Consider the following 17386-nt stretch of genomic DNA (forward strand, 5'->3'; position numbering starts at 1 on the left):
AGCCATGAGCGACAATCAAGACATCGATGCCGTCGGCTTCACGTCCCCGGCCTCTCCCGGGGAGCTGCTGCGTCGTGAGCGTGAAACGCAGGGGCTGAGCCGCGAGGAAGTCGCCACGGCATTGAACCTCCGCCCCGCCGTCGTCACCGGCATGGAGGAGGACAGCTACGAACAGGTACCGGTGGCCGCCTATCGGCGTGGCTATCTGCGCGCCTATGCCCGCCTGCTGGGCATGGACGACCGTCCCGTGCTGCAGGCCTATGCGGACCGCTTCGGCAGCCAGGAGAACGAGCAGCGGGTGACGCCGGTTCAGGTGACCAAGCCACCGTCGCGCCTCGGCGCCTGGCTGTTCAAGCTGGTGACCCTGCTGGTCATCGCCGGCCTGATCGGCCTGACCCTGGTGTGGTGGCAGAGCCGCGACGGCAACGAGCCGCCCGAGGTCGACGCCAGCGGTCCGGTCTCGGTCGAGACGCTGGACGGCACCACCACCATCGAGGAGGAACCGGCCCCCGAAGTCGAGGAAGCCCTGCCGCCGCTGCCCGAGGAGGGTGTCGACCCGCTCGGCGACGCGACCACGGCGCCGCCCAGCGAAGTCGACCCCACCGGTGCCGAGCTGGTCGCGGGCATGCGCGAGCAAGCGCCGGTCGTCGAGGACGAGGCCGGCGTCGAGTCGTCCGTCGAGCAGCCTATCGTCGCCGAGGAGGCGCCGGAGCCGGCCGAGGTCGCCACGACCGCCGACCGCCGCGAGCTGCAGTTGACCTTCAACGAGCAGTCCTGGACCGAGATCTTCGACGCCAACAACCGGCGGGTTTTCGTCGGTCTTCAGGAACCCGGCACCACCGCGACCGTCGAAGGAGAGCCGCCGTTCCGCCTGACCATCGGCAATGCCACCGGCGTCGAGCTGAGCTGGGCCGGCGAGCGCGTCGACCTGGGCGCCCGCGCCGGAGCCAACAACGTCGCCCGTTTCACCCTGGGAGAGTGATGCCTATGCATTCCCCATCGCCCATCGTGCGCCGCCAGTCGCGCCAGATTCACGTCGGCAAGGTACCGGTCGGGGGCGACGCCCCGATCTCGGTGCAGAGCATGACCAACACCGACACCCTGGATGTCGCCGCCACCGTCGCCCAGATCGAGCGCCTGGAGGCCGCCGGCGCCGATATCGTGCGCGTCTCGGTGCCGACCATGGACGCCGCCGAGGCCTTCGGCCGCATCAGGCGGCAGGTGAACGTGCCGCTGGTGGCCGACATCCACTTCGACTACAAGATCGCCCTGCGCGTCGCCGAGCTCGGCGTCGACTGCCTGCGCATCAACCCCGGCAACATCGGCAAGGAGGAGCGCGTGCGCGCCGTGGTCGGCGCCGCCCGCGACAACGGCATCCCGATCCGCATCGGCGTCAACGCCGGCTCGCTGGAGAAGGAGCTGCAGCGCAAGTACGGCGAACCCACCCCGGAAGCGCTGGTGGAGTCGGCCATGCGTCACATCGACCACCTCGACCGCCTCGATTTCCAGGAGTACAAGGTCAGCGTCAAGGCCAGCGACGTGTTCATGGCCGTGGCCGCCTACCGCCAGCTGGCCAGGCTGATCGAGCAGCCGCTGCACCTCGGCATCACCGAGGCCGGCGGGCTGCGTTCGGGCACCGTCAAGTCCTCCATCGGCCTGGGCATGCTGCTGATGGACGGCATCGGCGACACCATCCGCGTCTCGCTCGCCGCCGACCCGGTGGAGGAGATCAAGGTCGGCTACGACATGCTCAAGAGCCTGCGCCTGCGCAGCAAGGGCATCAACTTCATCGCCTGCCCCAGCTGCTCGCGCCAGAACTTCGACGTCATCGGCACCATGAACGCCCTCGAGGAGCGCCTCGAGGACATCATGACGCCGCTCGACGTCTCGGTGATCGGCTGTGTCGTCAACGGCCCCGGCGAAGCCAAGGAGAGCGACATCGGCCTGACCGGCGGCAGTCCCGCCAACCTCGTCTACATCGACGGCAAGCCGGCGTCCAAGCTGCGCAACGAACATCTGGTCGACGATCTCGAGGCGCTGATCCGCGAGAAGGTGCGCGAGAAGGAAGCCGCCGAGCAGAACGTGATCGCCCGCGAGGCCTGAGCGGCCGTCGACCATCAAGGAGCCCCCGTTGAGCAAGTCCCCATCGAGCACCAAAGCGTCCGGCCAGAAGAAGATCCAGGCCATCCGTGGCATGAACGACCTGCTGCCGGGCCAGTCGGCCCTGTGGCAGTATTTCGAAGGTACCGTCGAGGCGCTGATGAAGCGCTACGGTTACGCCGAGATCCGCACGCCCATCGTCGAGCAGACCGCCCTGTTCGCGCGCTCCATCGGCGAGGTCACCGACATCGTCGAGAAGGAGATGTACACCTTCGAGGATCGCAACGGCGACAGCCTGACCCTGCGCCCCGAGGGCACGGCGAGCTGCGTGCGTGCCGCCATGGAGCACGGCCTGCTGCACAACCAGGCCCAGCGGCTGTGGTACCAGGGGGCGATGTTTCGCCACGAGCGCCCGCAGAAGGGACGCTACCGTCAGTTCCACCAGGTCGGCCTGGAGGCCTTCGGCCTGGAGGGGCCGGACATCGACGCCGAGGTGATCCTGCTCTCCGCCCGCCTGTGGCAGGAGCTCGGCCTCATCGAGCACGTCACCCTGGAGCTCAACTCGCTGGGCTCCAACGAGGCCCGCGCCGCCTATCGCGACAAGCTGGTGGCCTACTTCGAGCAGCATCGCGACCAGCTCGACGAGGACTCGCTGCGCCGCCTGTCGAGCAACCCGCTGCGCATCCTCGACTCGAAGAACCCCGACATGGCGCCGATGCTGGCCGACGCGCCGCGGCTGATGGATCATCTCGACGACGCCTCGCGCGAGCACTTCGAGGGCCTCACCGCCCTGCTCGAGGCCGCCGGCATCGACTACGTGATCAACCCGCGCCTGGTGCGCGGCCTCGACTACTACTGCCGTACGGTGTTCGAGTGGACCACCACCGCACTGGGCAGCCAGGGCACCGTGTGCGCCGGCGGCCGCTACGACGGCCTGGTCGAGCAGCTCGGCGGCAAGCCGACTCCCGCGGTGGGCTTCGCCATGGGCATCGAGCGCCTGATCCTGCTGCTCGAGACCCTCGACCTGGTGCCCGACGCCGCCCTCGACGAGCTGGACCTCTACGTGCTGCCCATGGATGATGGCGCCACCGCCCGGGCCATGCTGCTCGCCGAGCGGCTCAGAAGCGAACTGCCCGCCCTGCGCCTGCAGCTGCACTGCGGGGGCGGCAGTTTCAAGAGTCGCATCAAGAAGGCCGACCGCAGCGGCGCCCGCCTGGCCCTGCTGCTGGGCGAGGATGAACTGGCCCAGGGCCGCGCCACGCTGAAGTTCCTGCGCGAGGAGCGCGACCAGCTGAGCCTGTCCCAGGATGCCCTGGCCGAGACCCTGGCCGCCCTGGTGAGCGGCGAACGCGCCTGACCGAACCGCATGTTGCTGGATAAAGGAGACCGCCCGTGGCGGAGCTGAGAACCGAAGAAGAGCAGCTGGAAGCCATCAAGCGCTGGTGGAAGGAGAACGGCACCTCGCTGATCGCCGGCGTGGCCATCGCCATCGCCGGCGTGCTGGGCTGGAACGCCTGGCAGAACTATCAGGACAGCCAGGCGCAGGCAGCCTCGATGCGCTACCAGGAGCTGGTCAACCTGGCCGACAGCGGCGAGGCCGACCAGGCCCGCAGCCTGGTCGAGGAGATTACCGACAACCACGGCCGCACCCTCTACGCCGACCTGGCACGCCTGATCGACGCCAGCCTCGCCGTGGAGAGCGGTGACCTGGGCGAAGCGCGGGGCATCCTCGAGGCCGTGATCGAATCCAGCGGTCGCGCCTACGTTCAAGGCCTGGCACGCCTCCGCCTGGCCCGGCTACAGGTGGCCGACGGCGACGCCGAGGCTGCGCTCGACACCCTGGCGCGTGACGTGCCTGCCGCCCTGGCCGCCCAGCAGGCCGACGTGCGCGGCGACGCCCTGCGCGCCCTCGGCCGCGACGACGAGGCCCGCCAGGCCTGGCAGGAGGCCCTCGCGGTCGCCGAACAACGTAACCAGCCGATCTATGGCGTCCAGCTGAAGCTCGACGACCTGGGTGCCGAAGAGGCCACGCTATGAAGACGACGCTCACCCGCAAGTTTCACCTCGCCCTGGCGGCGACCCTCGCCCTTGGCCTGCTGGCCGGCTGCGCCAACAAGGCCGAGCCGCGCTACAGCCCCAAGGAACTCAAGCGCTTCGACGCCCGCGCCGAGCTCGACGCCGAATGGCGCCAGCAGGTCGGCAAGGGACTCGGCCGGGCCACCTATCCCATCGCACCGTCGCTCGACAACGGCGTGATCTATGCCGCCGACGAACGCGGCCGGGTCATGGCCATGGACGCCCGGAGCGGGGAGCGCCGCTGGCAAACCGACCTCGAGGTCGGCGTCTCCAGCGGCCTGACCGCCGTGGCCGGACAGGTCTATCTCGGTACCCGCAATGGAGAAGTGCTGGCGCTGAGCCAGTCCGACGGCGAGGTCAGCTGGCGCGCTCGCGTCTCCAGCGAGGTGCTCGCGCCGCCGCAGCCCAACCAGCAGTTGCTGATCGTGCAGAGCGTGGATGGCACCATCACCGCCCTGGACCGGCTCACCGGTCGTGAGCGCTGGGTGCACACCACCACCGAACCCGCCCTCACCCTGCGCGGCACCGGCACGCCCACGGTCATCGATCCGGTCACCTTCGCCGGCTTCGCCAACGGCCGCCTGGTCACGCTGGACAACCGCAACGGCCAGCCGCTGTGGGAGCGACGCATCGCCGTGCCGCGCGGGCGCAGCGAGATCGACCGCATGGTCGACCTCGGCGGCCAGCCGGTGCTGACCCCTGACGGACGGCTGTTCGTGACCAGCTACAACGGCCGCCTGGTGGCGCTGGAGGCGCCCAGCGGCGAGGTCCTGTGGGAGCGCGAGCACTCCGGTTACCACACCCCAGTACTGGTGGGCGACCGCCTGTTCGCGGTCAACGAAGCCAGCCACGTGATCGCCTTCGACGCGCGCAGCGGTGAAGAGGTGTGGCGCAACCGCGACCTCGAGGGCCGCTGGCTGACCGCCCCGGCCTTCGCCGGCGGCAACCTGGTGCTGGGCGACTTCGAGGGCTACCTGCACCTGATCGACATCCAGGACGGCCGCTTCACGGCGCGGACGAAGGTCGACGGCTCCGGCATCAGCGTGCGCCCGGTCACCGACTCCCGCCGCATCTACGTGCTGGCCAACGACGGCCGCCTCGAGGCCCTGGAAATCCGATGACACCCGTGATCGCCCTGGTCGGCCGCCCCAACGTGGGCAAGTCGACCCTGTTCAACCGCCTGACCCGCACGCGCGACGCGCTGGTGGCGGACTTCCCCGGGCTCACCCGCGACCGCAAGTACGGTAACGGCGTGCTCGGCGGCAAGGCCTACACGGTGATCGACACCGGCGGCATCAGCGGCGACGAGGAGGGTATCGACGCCGCCATGGCCGAGCAGTCGCTGGCGGCCATCGACGAGGCCGACATCGTGCTGTTCCTGGTCGATGCCCGGGCCGGCCTGCACATGGCCGACGAAGCCATCGCCAACCACCTGCGGGTCAACCAGAAGAAGACCTGGCTGGTGGTCAACAAGACCGACGGCCTGGAAGAGCACTCGGCCATGGCCGACTTCTGGCAGCTGGGCATGGGCGACCCGCTGCCCATCGCCGCCGCCCACGGTCGCAACGTCACCGCGCTGATCGAGGAGGTGCTCGCCCCCTTCCCCGAGCGCGACCTGAGCGTGCCCGTGGATACCGGCACCAAGGGCATTCGCATCGGCGTCATCGGCCGCCCCAACGTCGGCAAGTCGACGCTGGTCAACCGCCTGCTCGGCGAGGAGCGGGTGGTGGTCTTCGACGAGGCCGGCACCACCCGCGACGCCGTCGAGATTCCCTTCGAGCGGCGCGGCAAGCCCTACGTGCTGGTCGATACCGCCGGCGTGCGGCGGCGCAAGAACGTCAGCGAGATCGCCGAGAAGTTCTCGATCATCAAGACGCTGGAGGCGATCAAGGAGTGCCACGTCGCGGTCATGGTGCTCGATGCGCGCAGCGGCCTGGTGGAGCAGGACCTCCATCTGCTCGACTACGTGTTGACCACCGGTCGCGCGCTGGTGCTGGCGGTGAACAAATGGGACGGCCTGGAGCAGGAAGCCAAGGAGAAAATGCGCGCCGAGATCAAGCGCCGCCTGGGCTTCGCCGACTACGCCGACCTGCACTTCATCTCGGCGCTGCACGGCACCGGCGTGGGCGACCTCTATCCCTCCATCGAGCGCGCCTTCGCCTCGGCCAACAGCCACTGGTCGACCAACCGGCTCACCACCCTGCTGCAGGATGCCGTCAGCCAACATCCGCCGCCGCTGGTGCACGGACGCCGGATCAAGCTGCGCATGGCCCACCAGGGCGGCAGCAATCCGCCGATCATCGTCGTCCACGGCAACCAGACCGAGGCCCTGCCCGAGGCCTACAAGCGCTTCTTGACCAACACCTTCCGCAAGGTGCTCAAGGTCAAGGGCACGCCGATCCGCTTCGAGTTCCGCTCCGGCAAGAACCCGTTCGATCCGCTGGCCGGCGCCAGCGACCGGGAGAAAGCCAAGCAGCGCGAACTGGGGCGCACCCGCGCCGCCCGCAACAAACGTCGCTGACCCTTGTCCAACACACCCGGTCGCCAAGGCCGGGCCGTACCCCACCGGTAGGCCGTCCTGGCCGAACCTGTGATCCACCCCGATGACCGACCCGCTTCGTCCCGCAGGAGGACCGATGTCCCTGAGTCGCGTACTGTCCTTCGTCGTCCCGCGCCGCTGGCGCCTGCTTGCCCCGCTGAGCCTGGTCATGCTGCTCGGCGGCTGTTTGGCCCTGCCCCAGACCGGGCTGTTCGCCTTTCGCCTCGCGGTGACCTCGCTCGGCATCGAGGATGTGCGTATCGGCCCCTACTCGGTCCAGGCCGGCCTCGACACCAGCGATATTGCCTCCCTGGTGGCCTCGAGCCTGGGCATGGGCAGCCTGCCGGTGCAGGCGACCCTGGCCATGGGCCTGTCGCTGCCCTTCGGCATGCCGCCGGTGGAGATGTCGGGCTTCCGCTGGACCCTGGACGTGCCCGGCACCGAGCCGGTCAGCGGCGACTACCGGCAGGACGTGACGCTGACCTCGGGCGACGACACCAAGCTGCGCCTGCCCGTCGCCTTCGACGTGCTGGCCAGCGACAGCCGGCGCCTGGCGCCCATGGTGGAACTCGCCACCCAGCTGGCCAGCCAGGGTGAGCTGCCCGCCGGCAGCGAACTGGCCATCACCCCGGGCAGCCTGCGCGGCCTCGGCGTGACCCTGCCGGCCGGGCTGTGGACCCCGACCCTGCGCTTCGCCGTGGGCCAGGACGGCGAGCTGACCCCGCAGCGTTAAGTGCCTTGCCCGGCCTCGTGCAGCCGGCGGCGGCCGACCCACTGGCAGGCGAACTGCCAGGCGCCGCGGCCGCTGCGGCCGCCGCGCAGGGTGGCGTAGCGGATCGCCTCGGCGCGGGCCTCGGCGTTCCAGTCCCGCTCGCTGCCGAGCTGCGTGACCCAGTGGCAGCAGGCCTCGAGGTAGGTGTCCTGGTTGAAGGGATAGAAGCCCAGCCACAGGCCGAAGCGGTCGGAGAGCGAGATCTTCTCCTCCACCGCGTCGCCATGGTGCAACTCCTCCCCCACCAGGTGCGAGCCCTCGTTGTCGGCCATGGACTCCGGCAGCAGGTGGCGACGGTTCGAGGTGGCATAGAGCAGCACGTTCTCCGGCGGGCCGGTCAGCGCCCCGTCGAGCACGCTCTTGAGCGCCTTGTAGGCGTCGTCGTGGCCCTCGAAGGAGAGATCGTCGCAGTAGACCACGAAGCGATGCGGCTGCCGACGCAGCTGCTCGACCAGCATCGGCAGCCCGGCCAGGTCATGGCGGTCGACCTGCACCAGGCGCAGCCCCTCCGGCGCCAGGCTGTTGAGCAGGGCCCGGATCAGCGACGACTTGCCGCTGCCGCGCGAGCCCCACAGCAGGGCATGGTTGGCCGGCAGCCCCTGCAGGAAAGCCCGGGTGTTGTCGACCAGCGCCAGCTTCTGGCGCTCGATGCCCAGCAGGTCGTCGAGCGTCAGGGCGTCGCGGGGCGGCACCGGCAGCAACCGGCCGCCCAGGACATGGCGCTGCCACAGGGCGGCCACGTCGCGCGTCCAGTCGACCTCCTGCGGCGCGGGCGGCAGCCAGTGCTCCACGTGGTCCAGCAGGCGGTTAAGGCGGCGGCTCAGCTCGGCATCCATCGGCATCTCCTCGGGGCTTCCATGGTTGGCAGTTGACCTTGTGACGGTTCAGGGTATCTTGTGGCGAACCGTCACCCCCGTCCAGGGTCTCAAGGGATCTGACCGAACGAGGAATCGAACATGCGCTGGATTTGCCGTGCTGCCGTGGCCACGCTGGCCCTGACCCTTACCGCCTGTACCACGTCGCCGACCGGACGTCAGCAGCTCACGCTGATGTCGGATGCGCAGCTCAACCAGATGGGCCAGGAAGCCTTCGCACAGTACCAGCAGGACCTGCCCCCGGCCGGCCAGGCCCAGCAGCGCTACGCCCAGTGCGTGGCCGAAGCCATCGTCGCCGTCCTGCCGGAGCGTGAGCGCAATCAGGAGTGGCAGATCCGCGTGTTCGAAGCGGAGCAGGCCAACGCCTTCGCCCTGCCCGGCGGCTACATGGGCGTCAACACCGGCCTGCTCGAGATTGTCGACAACCAGGACCAGCTCGCCTCGGTGATCGGTCACGAAATCGGCCACGTCCTGGCACGCCATGCCAACGAGCGGGTCTCGACCCAGACCTCGACCCAGCTCGCCCTGTCGGTGCTGTCCTCGGCGGCCGGTCTCGAGGGCCCGGGCGGCGAGCAGTTGATGGGGGCGCTGGGTCTCGGCGCGCAATACGGCATCCTGCTGCCCTTCTCGCGCCGCCACGAGAGCGAGGCCGACGTGATCGGCCTGCGGCTGATGGCCGACGCCGGCTTCGATCCGCGCGCCAGCGTCGCACTGTGGGAGAACATGAGCGCCCAGGGCGGCGCCAACCCGCCGGCCTGGATGTCGACCCACCCCAGCCACGGCCAGCGCATGCAGGGCCTGCAGGCGGAGATGGACAACGCCCTGGCGCACTACGAACAGGCCCGTCAGGCTGGGCGGCAGCCAAATTGCCCGCGCCCCTAGGGAAATGCTGAGCCCCACCTCACCTTGGAACGCTGATGCTGAGACTTGGCCTGCTGCTGTTGATCCTGCCCCTCTTCGTGCTGATGGGGGTCTACTTCTGGGAGCTCAATGACGTGCGTGAATGCGCGCTGATCCAAGAGGGGCATTGGGACTACCTGGCTGGCACATGCCGTGAGACGCCCCAGCCCTTCGTGCCCTGGGTGGAGCGTCAGCCGTGGCTGGTCAACGGCGGCATGCTGCTGTCGCTGGCCGGCGCGGTGATGTGCCTGCTGGGGCTCTACGTCAAGCGACGCTGAGGCCAAACCTCGAACGCATGACCCCGCGGCGGCTCACAGAGCGCGACGCAGCGCCTCGAGCACCGGCGTGGTGTCGGGGCGCCTGCCCCGCCATTGATAAAACGACTCGGCGGCCTGCTCCACCAGCATGCCCAGGCCGTCGACGGCAAGCGCACCGCGCTCGGCGGCCCAGCGCAGGAACACGGTGGGCTCGGCGCCGTACATCATGTCGTAGGCGGTGGCCCCCGGCGCGAAGAGGTCGTCGGGCAGCGGCGGCAGATCGCCGGCCAGGCTGGCGCTGGTGCCGTTGATCACCAGGTCGTACCCCTTCCCCACGTCATCGAAGCCCCCGCCCTCGATGTCGCCCAGGTCGGCGAAATCCTGTGCCAGTGCCGCGGCCTTGGCGGCGGTGCGGTTGGCGATCCGCACGCCAAGCGGCCCTGCCGTCAGCAGCGGTTCCAGCACGCCACGTACCGCCCCGCCCGCTCCCAGCACCAGGATACGGGCGCCGGCCAGGTTCACGCCATGGCGCGCCAGGTCGCGCACCAGGCCGACGCCATCGGTGGTGTCGCCATGGGTTTGGCCGTTGCCGCCGAGGATCAGGGTGTTCACCGCCCCGGCCCGCTGGGCACGCCGGCTCAGGGTATCGCAGAGACGGCAGGCCGCCTCCTTGAACGGCACGGTGACGTTGGCCCCGCGCCCCCCTTCGGCGGTGAACCTGCGCCAGGCGCCGGGAAAGTCGTCCAGCGGCGCCGCGATGGCGGTGTAGTCGATGCCCTCCCCGGTCTGCTCGGCGAAGGCGGCGTGGATCGCCGGCGACTTCGAATGGGCAATGGGGTTGCCGAAGACGCAGTAGCGGTCGGTCATGAAGAGGGCTCCTCTTCCCCCAGCCAGTCGCGGGGGCACAGGTAGTTCCGGTACAGGGCTTCCTCCGCGCTACCCGGCTCGGGCGTCCAGCCGTACTCCCAGCGCGCCAGCGGCGGCATCGACATCAGGATCGATTCGGTGCGCCCGCCGCTCTGCAGCCCGAACAGAGTGCCGCGGTCCCACACCAGGTTGAACTCCACGTAGCGCCCGCGGCGGTAGAGCTGGAAGTCACGCTCGCGCTCGCCCCATGGCGTATCGCGACGACGTCGTACGATGGGCAGGTAGGCGTCGAGGAAGGCATCCCCCACCGCGCGCTGGAAGGCGAAGCTGGCATCGAAATCCCACTCGTTGAAGTCGTCGAAGAACAGCCCGCCCACACCGCGCGTTTCTTCGCGATGCTTGAGATAAAAGTATTCGTCGCACCACGCCTTGAAACGCGGGTAGACGTCGGCGCCGAAGGGCGCGCAGGCGTCGCGGGCCACGCGATGCCAGTGCAGCACGTCTTCGTGCACCGGGTAGTAGGGCGTGAGGTCGAAGCCGCCACCGAACCACCATACCGGGGCCTCGCCGGTCTTCTCGGCGATGAAGAAACGCACGTTGCCATGGCTGGTAGGCACGTGAGGGTTCTCGGGATGCAGCACCCAGGAGACCCCCACCGCATGGAAGCCGCGCCCGGCGAGCTGGGGCCTGGCGGCCGTGGCCGAGGGCGGCAGCTGGTCGCCGTGGACGTGGGAGAAATTGACCCCGCCCTTCTCGAACACGTGGCCGTGCTCGATCACGCGCGAACGACCACCACCTCCGGCCTCGCGCTGCCAGCTCTCCTCGCGAAAGCCGGCCCCGCCGTCCTCGGCGGCGAGCCCGGTGCACAGCCGGTCCTGCAGGTCGAGCAGGTAGCCCTTCACCGTGTCGAGATCGGCATACGCCATGTTGCTCCTCGCTATCGTGGTCTTTCGCTACCCCTGACCGGCACGCCACCACTCAGGCGCGCAGTACCCGGCCGCTGCGCAGGTCGCGAATGGTGCTGGGGCGATCCAGCCCGCCAAGCTCCCCCTCGACGACGGCGTCGAGCTCGTCGCCGAAGATCTCGCGCACCTCGGCGGCGCTCATGGCCGAAGGCTCATTGGCCCTGTTGGCCGAGGTCGAGACGATCGGCCCGCCGAAGGCCCGGCACAGCGCCGCCACGCCGGGGTGGGCGCTGACCCGCAGCGCCACGCAGTCGTGGGCACCGCGCACCAGCGCATGGGTGCGCCCGTTGTGAGGCACCAGCCAGGTGTTGGGACCCGGCCAGCTGGCGACCAGCGGCGCATGCAGCTCCGGCGCCAGGCCCTCGAGCCAGGGCGCGAACTGGGCGATGGAAGCCGCCACCAGAATCAGTCCCTTGGCCGGGTCGCGCTGCTTGAGCCGCAGCAGGTGGGCCACGGCCTCGTCATTGTCGGGGTCGCAACCCAGCCCCCACACGCCTTCGGTGGGGTAGGCAATCACGCCGCCGGCGCGCAGCGCGGCAACGGCGACATCGAGCGATTCGGCCACGGTCATGGTCTCCTGCCAATGATTCAGCATACCGACCGCCAGCGGAGGGCTGTGTCGGTCCTGATGAGGGTTCTCATGCTAGCACGCCTAGGCGTTCTCGGGCAGGCGCACCCAGCCCCCGGGGGCCTGGGCGGCACGCCCTTCGAGCTCGAGTTCCAGCAGGCGCCGCTGGCAGTCGGGCACGCTCAGCCCGGTCAGGCTCACCAGCGCATCGAGCGGCGAGGGGGCGTCGCTGAGCCAGCGCAGCAGCGGGTCGCCGCTGCTGGCGGCACCCTGCGCCCCGGCTTCCCGGGGCCGGGCAAGGGCGAGGCTCGACGCCGCCCACTGGGTCAGCTCGGCGAGGATATCCTCGACGTGGCGCACCAGTACCGCACCCTGCCGGATCAGCCGCAGGCAGCCACGCGCCTGAGGGTTGTGGATCGAGCCGGGCAGCGCGAAGACCTCGCGGTTCTGCTCGATGGCGAGCCTGGCGCTCACCAGTGAGCCGCTCTTCTCGGCGGCTTCCACCACCAGCACGCCCAACGAGAGCCCGGTGACGATGCGGTTGCGTCGGGGGAAGAACGCCGGCCGCGCCGGTGTGCCGGGAGGATGCTCCGAAAGGATCAGCCCGCCGTGGTCGAGCAGTTGCTGGTAGAGCCGCCCATGACGCGGGGGATAGATCACGTCGACGCCGCAGCCCAGCACCGCCACGCTGCGCCCGCCGGCCTCCAGCGCGGCCTGCTGGGCGGCCCCGTCGACGCCCAGCGCCAGGCCGCTGACGACGCACCAGTCGCGGCTGGCCAGTTCCCGACCGAAGGCCGCAGCGTTGGCCAGGCCTTCGCGGGTGGGCCGACGCGAGCCGACGATGGCGAGTCTGGGCGGCTGCAGGGCGGCCAGGTCGCCCAGTGCCCAGAGGACCGGCGGCGGGTCGCCGATCTGCTCCAGCAGCGCCGGCCACGCCGGATGCCCCGGATACAGCAGGTGGCGGTCAGGCGCGGCCGCGAGCCAGGCCAGGTCGGCCTCTATCCCCTGGGTCAGCGGGCTGCGGGCCGGGTGGTCGAGCCACAGGCGCAGCGCCGAGGCCGCCGGAGGCGGCAGTCGCGCCAGCCAGCCGCCCGGCCAGTCCGGGGCGGCGGCCTGGATTTCGGCCAATCGCGCGGCGCCCATTCCGGGCAGCCGCATCAGCGCCAGCCAGTCGCGCCGGCTCGGTCCATGTCGCGCATCGCTCACCGCTGCGCCACCCCCACCCCACGGCGGGGATTGTGGAGGCGGTCGCCGACTTCCAGCGTACGTGTCGCCCGCATCACCAGGCCATAGCTCATCCTCTCGTAGGGTCGAAACACCATGACCAGGCCGGCGTCGGTCCCGGGCAGGCGCAGCGACTCGCCGGTGCGGGGATCGACCACACGTTCGCCCTGCTGTTCGACCTGCAGCACATGGCCGGTTTCGAGCCCGTCGCGACGCCCCCGGTCCAGCGCCACCACCTGCAGCCGGCCGATGAAGCGCACCCCGCCCGGCACGGCGAGAATGGTGCCGTCGACCTCGTGGTCCGGTGCGCGAGGCATGAACTCGCTGGCCAGCTCGCGCGCCTCGAGCGGCAGCACGATGTCCTCGTTGCGCACCTCCTGGCTGGCGGCGAGGACCTCCATGAGCGCGATGCCGTCCTCGCTGCGCTCGGCCCGGGCCCGCCCGATGCCGATCAGCTCCAGCCCCAGCAGCTCGCCGGTCGCCGCGTCGTGGTAGCGCTCGCCGACGCGATAGATCCCGTAGCGCTGCCCCCGCTGCAGCTCGCCGCGGGCATAGATGCGGTCGCCGGCGCCGCTGATGATGCGCCGGTCGTTGCCGGCCACCACGTAGGCCAGCTCATCGAGCGCCTCGGGGTCGTCGATCACCCGATGGTCGCGCAGGAAATGGCGCACGGTATCCAGCGGGATCGGCTCGATCGCTTCGCGTACCGGAACCCGGCGCACCTCGGGCGAGAGCCGCACTTCGCCCTGGCCGCGTTCGATCCCGAGGCACGGCCGGCCATGGCAGTCCTGGAGGGTGATCACGTCGCCGGGATAGATCAGGTGCGGGTTGCGAATCTGCGGGTTGACCTGCCACACCTCCGGCCACTGCCAGGGATGGCGCAGGAAGCGCCCCGAGATGTCCCACAGGGTATCCCCGCGCACCACCGTGTAGCGGTCCGGCGCGTCGCTGCGCAGCCCCTGCTCCCAGCTCACCCCCTGGGCCTGGGCCAGCGTCGCCGCCAGCAGCAGTGACAGGCCGGCCCCCCACGTCCACGCTCGCCTCAGCGGGCCGCCCAGCCGCCACGTTGCATTCTCGTCCATCCTTCCCCCCTGCCCTCGCTGCCGGCCCCGATCGCGGCCTCTCACGCCGGGAACCGGCGTGCCGTGCTATAGTCCAACGCTATTGAATGGATAAGCGCGCCAGCGGTTTCCCCCTGGCCTGCCGCCCCCTAGAATAGGGGCAATTCCCGAATGACAGCATAACGGTGGTTCCAACGCCATGGCCAAATTGACGATCCTCGAATTTCCCGACGAGCGGCTGCGCACCAGGGCGGCGCCGGTCGAAGCGGTTGACGACGAGGTGCGCCGGCTGGTCGACGACATGCTCGAGACCATGTACGACGCTTCCGGCATCGGCCTTGCCGCCACCCAGGTCGACGTGCACCGTCGCGTGATCGTGATGGACGTCAGCGACGACCGGGCCAACCCGCTGGTGCTGGTCAACCCCGAGTACACCCCGATCGGCGATGAACGCGAACTGATGTCCGAGGGCTGTCTGTCGATTCCCGAGTACTATGCCGAGGTGCCGCGGGCGCTCAAGGTGCACCTCAAGGCGCTGGACCGCGACGGCAAGCCCTACGAGCTCGAGGCCGACGGCCTGCTGGCGCACTGCATCCAGCACGAGTGCGACCATCTCGAGGGCGTGCTGTTCGTCGACTACCTCTCGCCGCTCAAGCGCGATCGCGTGCTGAAGAAGATGCAGAAGCGCCACAAGCAGATGCAGACCGCTTGAGGGCAGCGCTGATTCGCCCCGCAAGGCCGACGTGTCCCACGTCGGCCTTCGTCGTTTGGGCCTGCCTCCGTTAAGATGAGGGCAACCGTTCACTGGCAAGGCTCGACTCATGTCCCGTTCCCTGCGCGTCATCTTCGCCGGCACCCCCGACTTCGCCGCCGCCAGCCTCGCCGCCCTGCTGCACAGCCGGCATTCGGTGGTGGCCGTCTACACCCAGCCCGACCGTCCGGCGGGAAGAGGCCGCAAGCTGACCGCCAGCCCGGTCAAGTCGCTGGCCCTCGCGCACGACCTGCCGGTCCGTCAACCCGAGACGCTGAAGAGCGCCGAGGTGCAGGCCGAGCTGGCCGCCTTCGAGGCGGACATCATGGTGGTGGTGGCCTACGGGCTGATCCTGCCCCAGGCGGTACTCGACATCCCCCGGCTCGGCTGCCTCAACGTTCACGCCTCGCTGCTGCCGCGCTGGCGCGGCGCGGCACCGATCCAGCGCGCCATCGAGGCCGGCGACAGCGAAAGCGGTGTCACCATCATGCAGATGGATGCCGGGCTCGATACCGGCGCCATGTTGCTCACGCGGCGCACACCGATCACCACGACGACGACCGGCGGCGAACTGCACGACACCCTGGCCACGCTCGGCGGCGAGGCGCTGGTCGAGGTACTCGACGCGCTGGCTGGCGAAGGCCTTACGGCCATACCTCAGCCGCAGGCGGGGGTGACCTACGCCGCCAAGCTCTCCAAGGCCGAGGCCGAACTCGACTTCACCCTCCCTGCCGACGAACTCGCCGCCAGGGTGCGCGCCTTCAACCCCTGGCCGGTGGCCTGGTGCGCCTGCGGCGATGAGCGGCTGCGCCTGCTGATGGCCGAGGCGGCATCCGCCCGCGAAAGCGAACGCCCCGTGCCGCCGGGTACCCTGCTCGCCCCCGAGGCCGACGCCCTGCGCATCGCCTGCGGCCCCCAGGGCGGCGAGGTACTGCGAGTCACCCGCGCCCAGCTGCCGGGCGGCAAGCCGCTGGCGGCCCGCGACCTGCTCAACGCACGCGACGCGCGCCTGCAAGCCGGGCATCGCCTGGGCAGTGCGACCGAGGAGAGCCCCTGATGCATCGTTCCACCCCCTCCACCCGCGCCGGCAAGAGCGTCCAGGACGGCGGCCAGGCGGTACGCGCCAGCGCCGCCCGTGCCCTGGTGCCCGTCATCACCGGCAAGGGCTCGCTCAACGAGCTGGACGATCATCAGGTGGTGATCCGCGACCGCGCCCTGTTCAAGGCGATGTGCTACGGCGTGTGCCGCACGCTGCCGCGCCTCGAGGCGCTCGCCGAGCGCCTGCTGAAATCCCCGTTCAAGGCCCGCGACGCCGACGTCCAGGCGCTGCTGCTGCTGGGCATCTACCAACTCCTCTACCTGCGCATCCCGGCCCACGCCGCGGTGGGCGAGACCGCCGGCGCCGCGCGCCAGCTGGGCAAGGAGTGGGCGACCCGGGTGCTCAACGGCTGCCTGAGGCGGCTGACCCGGGAGTCCGCCGCGCTACAGGCCGAGGTCGACCAGGACCCGGCGGTGGCGCTGCTGCATCCTCGCTGGCTGCTCAAGGCGCTGCGCCACGCCTGGCCCGACGACTGGCGCGCCCTTGCCGAGGCCAACAACCAGCCGGGCCCCATGACCCTGCGCATCAACCGCCGCCACGGCGACCGCGAGGCCTACCTGGCGAAGCTGCTCGAGAGCGGCATCGCGGCACGGCTGTGCACGCACTCACCCGATGGGCTGACGCTGGACAAGCCCTGCGACGTGCAGACGCTGCCCGGTTTCGCCGAGGGCGACGTCAGCGTGCAGGACGAGGCCGCCCAGCTCGCCGCCGAGCTGCTCGGGCCGGCCCTGGCCCCTCGCCCCGGCGGTCGCGTGCTGGATGCCTGCTGCGCCCCGGGGGGCAAGACGGCCCACCTGCTCGAACTGTTCGACATCGAGCTGCTGGCGCTCGACAGCGATGCCGTACGCCTGGCCCGGGTCGAGGAGACGCTGGAGCGTCTCGGTCTCTCGGCCACCCTGGTGCATGCCGACGCCACGCAGCGCGACTGGTGGGACGGAACGCCGTTCGACGCCATCCTGCTCGATGCGCCCTGCTCGGGCACCGGCGTGATTCGCCGCCATCCCGACATCAAGCGCCTGCGGCGCCCTTCCGACATCCCCAGGCTGGCCGAGCTGCAAGCCCGCCTGCTCGACAACCTGTGGCCGCTGCTGCGCCCCGGCGGCGCGCTGCTCTACGCCACCTGTTCGGTGCTGCGCGAGGAGAACGACGAGCAGATCCGCGCCTTCCTCGAGCGCACTCCCGACGCCGGCGTCACCACCCCCGAGGGAGTGAGCTGGGGCCGCACGGTCGGCCCCGGACGCCAGCTCCTGCCACAGCCGGAGAGCCACGACGGCTTCTTTTATGCCAGACTGAGGAAGCGGGGTGGATCCGACGCCCCTTCGTCCACATGAG

18 protein-coding genes are annotated in these 17386 nt (G+C 70.2%); 12 read left to right on the plus strand and 6 right to left on the minus strand.

The genetic code is table 11. From position 1 onward, the window contains the following. Nucleotides 1-4: 4 nt before the first annotated feature. The 7 genes from I4484_RS17695 to I4484_RS17725 all read left to right on the plus strand — a co-directional run bounded on the left by I4484_RS17695 (nucleotide 5) and on the right by I4484_RS17725 (nucleotide 7448). Nucleotides 5-982: a RodZ domain-containing protein gene (locus I4484_RS17695; RefSeq protein WP_197448536.1), complete on the plus strand. Its 978-nt coding sequence runs from the start codon at nucleotides 5-7 to the stop codon at nucleotides 980-982. A 5-nt stretch (nucleotides 983-987) separates the two neighbouring features. Beyond that, entirely contained in the window at nucleotides 988-2103 is a 1116-nt protein-coding gene (gene ispG / locus I4484_RS17700; RefSeq protein WP_197448537.1) for a flavodoxin-dependent (E)-4-hydroxy-3-methylbut-2-enyl-diphosphate synthase, read from the plus strand. 28 nt (nucleotides 2104-2131) lie between these two features. After that, on the plus strand, nucleotides 2132-3457 hold the full coding sequence (gene hisS / locus I4484_RS17705) for a histidine--tRNA ligase (RefSeq protein ID WP_267956663.1): 1326 nt from the start codon (nucleotides 2132-2134) through the stop codon (nucleotides 3455-3457). A 35-nt stretch (nucleotides 3458-3492) separates the two neighbouring features. Beyond that, entirely contained in the window at nucleotides 3493-4137 is a 645-nt protein-coding gene (locus I4484_RS17710; RefSeq protein WP_197448538.1) for a tetratricopeptide repeat protein, read from the plus strand. Continuing rightward, complete coding sequence (bamB, locus tag I4484_RS17715) at nucleotides 4134-5297, plus strand: outer membrane protein assembly factor BamB (RefSeq protein WP_197448539.1); 1164 nt, start codon at nucleotides 4134-4136, stop codon at nucleotides 5295-5297. The genes I4484_RS17710 and bamB overlap by 4 nt, the downstream gene beginning before the upstream one ends. Beyond that, nucleotides 5294-6697, plus strand: a complete 1404-nt coding sequence (gene der / locus I4484_RS17720; RefSeq protein WP_197448540.1) for a ribosome biogenesis GTPase Der — start codon at nucleotides 5294-5296, stop codon at nucleotides 6695-6697. The genes bamB and der overlap by 4 nt, the downstream gene beginning before the upstream one ends. A 115-nt stretch (nucleotides 6698-6812) precedes the next feature. Continuing rightward, a complete protein-coding gene (locus I4484_RS17725) occupies nucleotides 6813-7448 on the plus strand; it encodes a hypothetical protein (protein WP_234283717.1) in 636 nt (211 codons plus the stop codon). On the opposite strand, the gene I4484_RS17730 is transcribed toward I4484_RS17725, so the two are convergent. Beyond that, on the minus strand, nucleotides 7445-8323 hold the full coding sequence (locus I4484_RS17730) for an ATP-binding protein (protein WP_197448541.1): 879 nt from the start codon (nucleotides 8321-8323) through the stop codon (nucleotides 7445-7447). The genes I4484_RS17725 and I4484_RS17730 overlap by 4 nt on opposite strands. A gap of 120 nt (nucleotides 8324-8443) precedes the next feature. On the opposite strand from I4484_RS17730, the gene I4484_RS17735 reads away from it, so the two are divergent. Continuing rightward, on the plus strand, nucleotides 8444-9244 hold the full coding sequence (locus I4484_RS17735) for a M48 family metallopeptidase (protein ID WP_197448542.1): 801 nt from the start codon (nucleotides 8444-8446) through the stop codon (nucleotides 9242-9244). A gap of 35 nt (nucleotides 9245-9279) precedes the next feature. Further along, nucleotides 9280-9540: a hypothetical protein gene (locus I4484_RS17740; protein WP_197448543.1), complete on the plus strand. Its 261-nt coding sequence runs from the start codon at nucleotides 9280-9282 to the stop codon at nucleotides 9538-9540. A gap of 33 nt (nucleotides 9541-9573) precedes the next feature. On the opposite strand, the gene aroE is transcribed toward I4484_RS17740, so the two are convergent. The 5 genes from aroE to I4484_RS17765 all read right to left on the minus strand — a co-directional run bounded on the left by aroE (nucleotide 9574) and on the right by I4484_RS17765 (nucleotide 14225). After that, a complete protein-coding gene (gene aroE / locus I4484_RS17745; RefSeq protein ID WP_197448544.1) occupies nucleotides 9574-10386 on the minus strand; it encodes a shikimate dehydrogenase in 813 nt (270 codons plus the stop codon). Further along, on the minus strand, nucleotides 10383-11312 hold the full coding sequence (gene hemF, locus I4484_RS17750; protein ID WP_197448545.1) for an oxygen-dependent coproporphyrinogen oxidase: 930 nt from the start codon (nucleotides 11310-11312) through the stop codon (nucleotides 10383-10385). Before hemF ends, aroE begins: the two co-directional genes overlap by 4 nt. Nucleotides 11313-11364: 52 nt before the next feature. Further along, nucleotides 11365-11922 carry an L-threonylcarbamoyladenylate synthase gene (locus tag I4484_RS17755; RefSeq protein ID WP_197451105.1) on the minus strand — a complete coding sequence of 186 codons (558 nt, stop codon included), beginning with the start codon at nucleotides 11920-11922 and terminating at the stop codon, nucleotides 11365-11367. A gap of 81 nt (nucleotides 11923-12003) precedes the next feature. After that, a complete protein-coding gene (dprA, locus tag I4484_RS17760; protein WP_197451106.1) occupies nucleotides 12004-13077 on the minus strand; it encodes a DNA-processing protein DprA in 1074 nt (357 codons plus the stop codon). 44 nt (nucleotides 13078-13121) lie between these two features. Then, a complete protein-coding gene (locus tag I4484_RS17765; RefSeq protein ID WP_197448546.1) occupies nucleotides 13122-14225 on the minus strand; it encodes a LysM peptidoglycan-binding domain-containing protein in 1104 nt (367 codons plus the stop codon). 178 nt (nucleotides 14226-14403) lie between these two features. Here I4484_RS17765 and def point away from each other — a divergent pair, with 178 nt between their 5' ends. From def to rsmB, 3 genes are all read left to right on the plus strand, one after another. Beyond that, nucleotides 14404-14916, plus strand: coding sequence for a peptide deformylase (gene def, locus I4484_RS17770; protein ID WP_197448547.1), 513 nt, complete (start codon nucleotides 14404-14406; stop codon nucleotides 14914-14916). A gap of 109 nt (nucleotides 14917-15025) precedes the next feature. Further along, nucleotides 15026-16012: a methionyl-tRNA formyltransferase gene (gene fmt / locus I4484_RS17775; RefSeq protein ID WP_197448548.1), complete on the plus strand. Its 987-nt coding sequence runs from the start codon at nucleotides 15026-15028 to the stop codon at nucleotides 16010-16012. Beyond that, nucleotides 16012-17385: a 16S rRNA (cytosine(967)-C(5))-methyltransferase RsmB gene (gene rsmB, locus I4484_RS17780; RefSeq protein ID WP_197448549.1), complete on the plus strand. Its 1374-nt coding sequence runs from the start codon at nucleotides 16012-16014 to the stop codon at nucleotides 17383-17385. Before fmt ends, rsmB begins: the two co-directional genes overlap by 1 nt. The last annotated feature ends 1 nt before the right edge of the window (nucleotide 17386 follow it).

Source organism: Halomonas sp. SS10-MC5 (assembly GCF_015992245.1).
Taxonomy (GTDB): Bacteria; Pseudomonadota; Gammaproteobacteria; order Pseudomonadales; family Halomonadaceae; genus Halomonas; species Halomonas sulfidoxydans.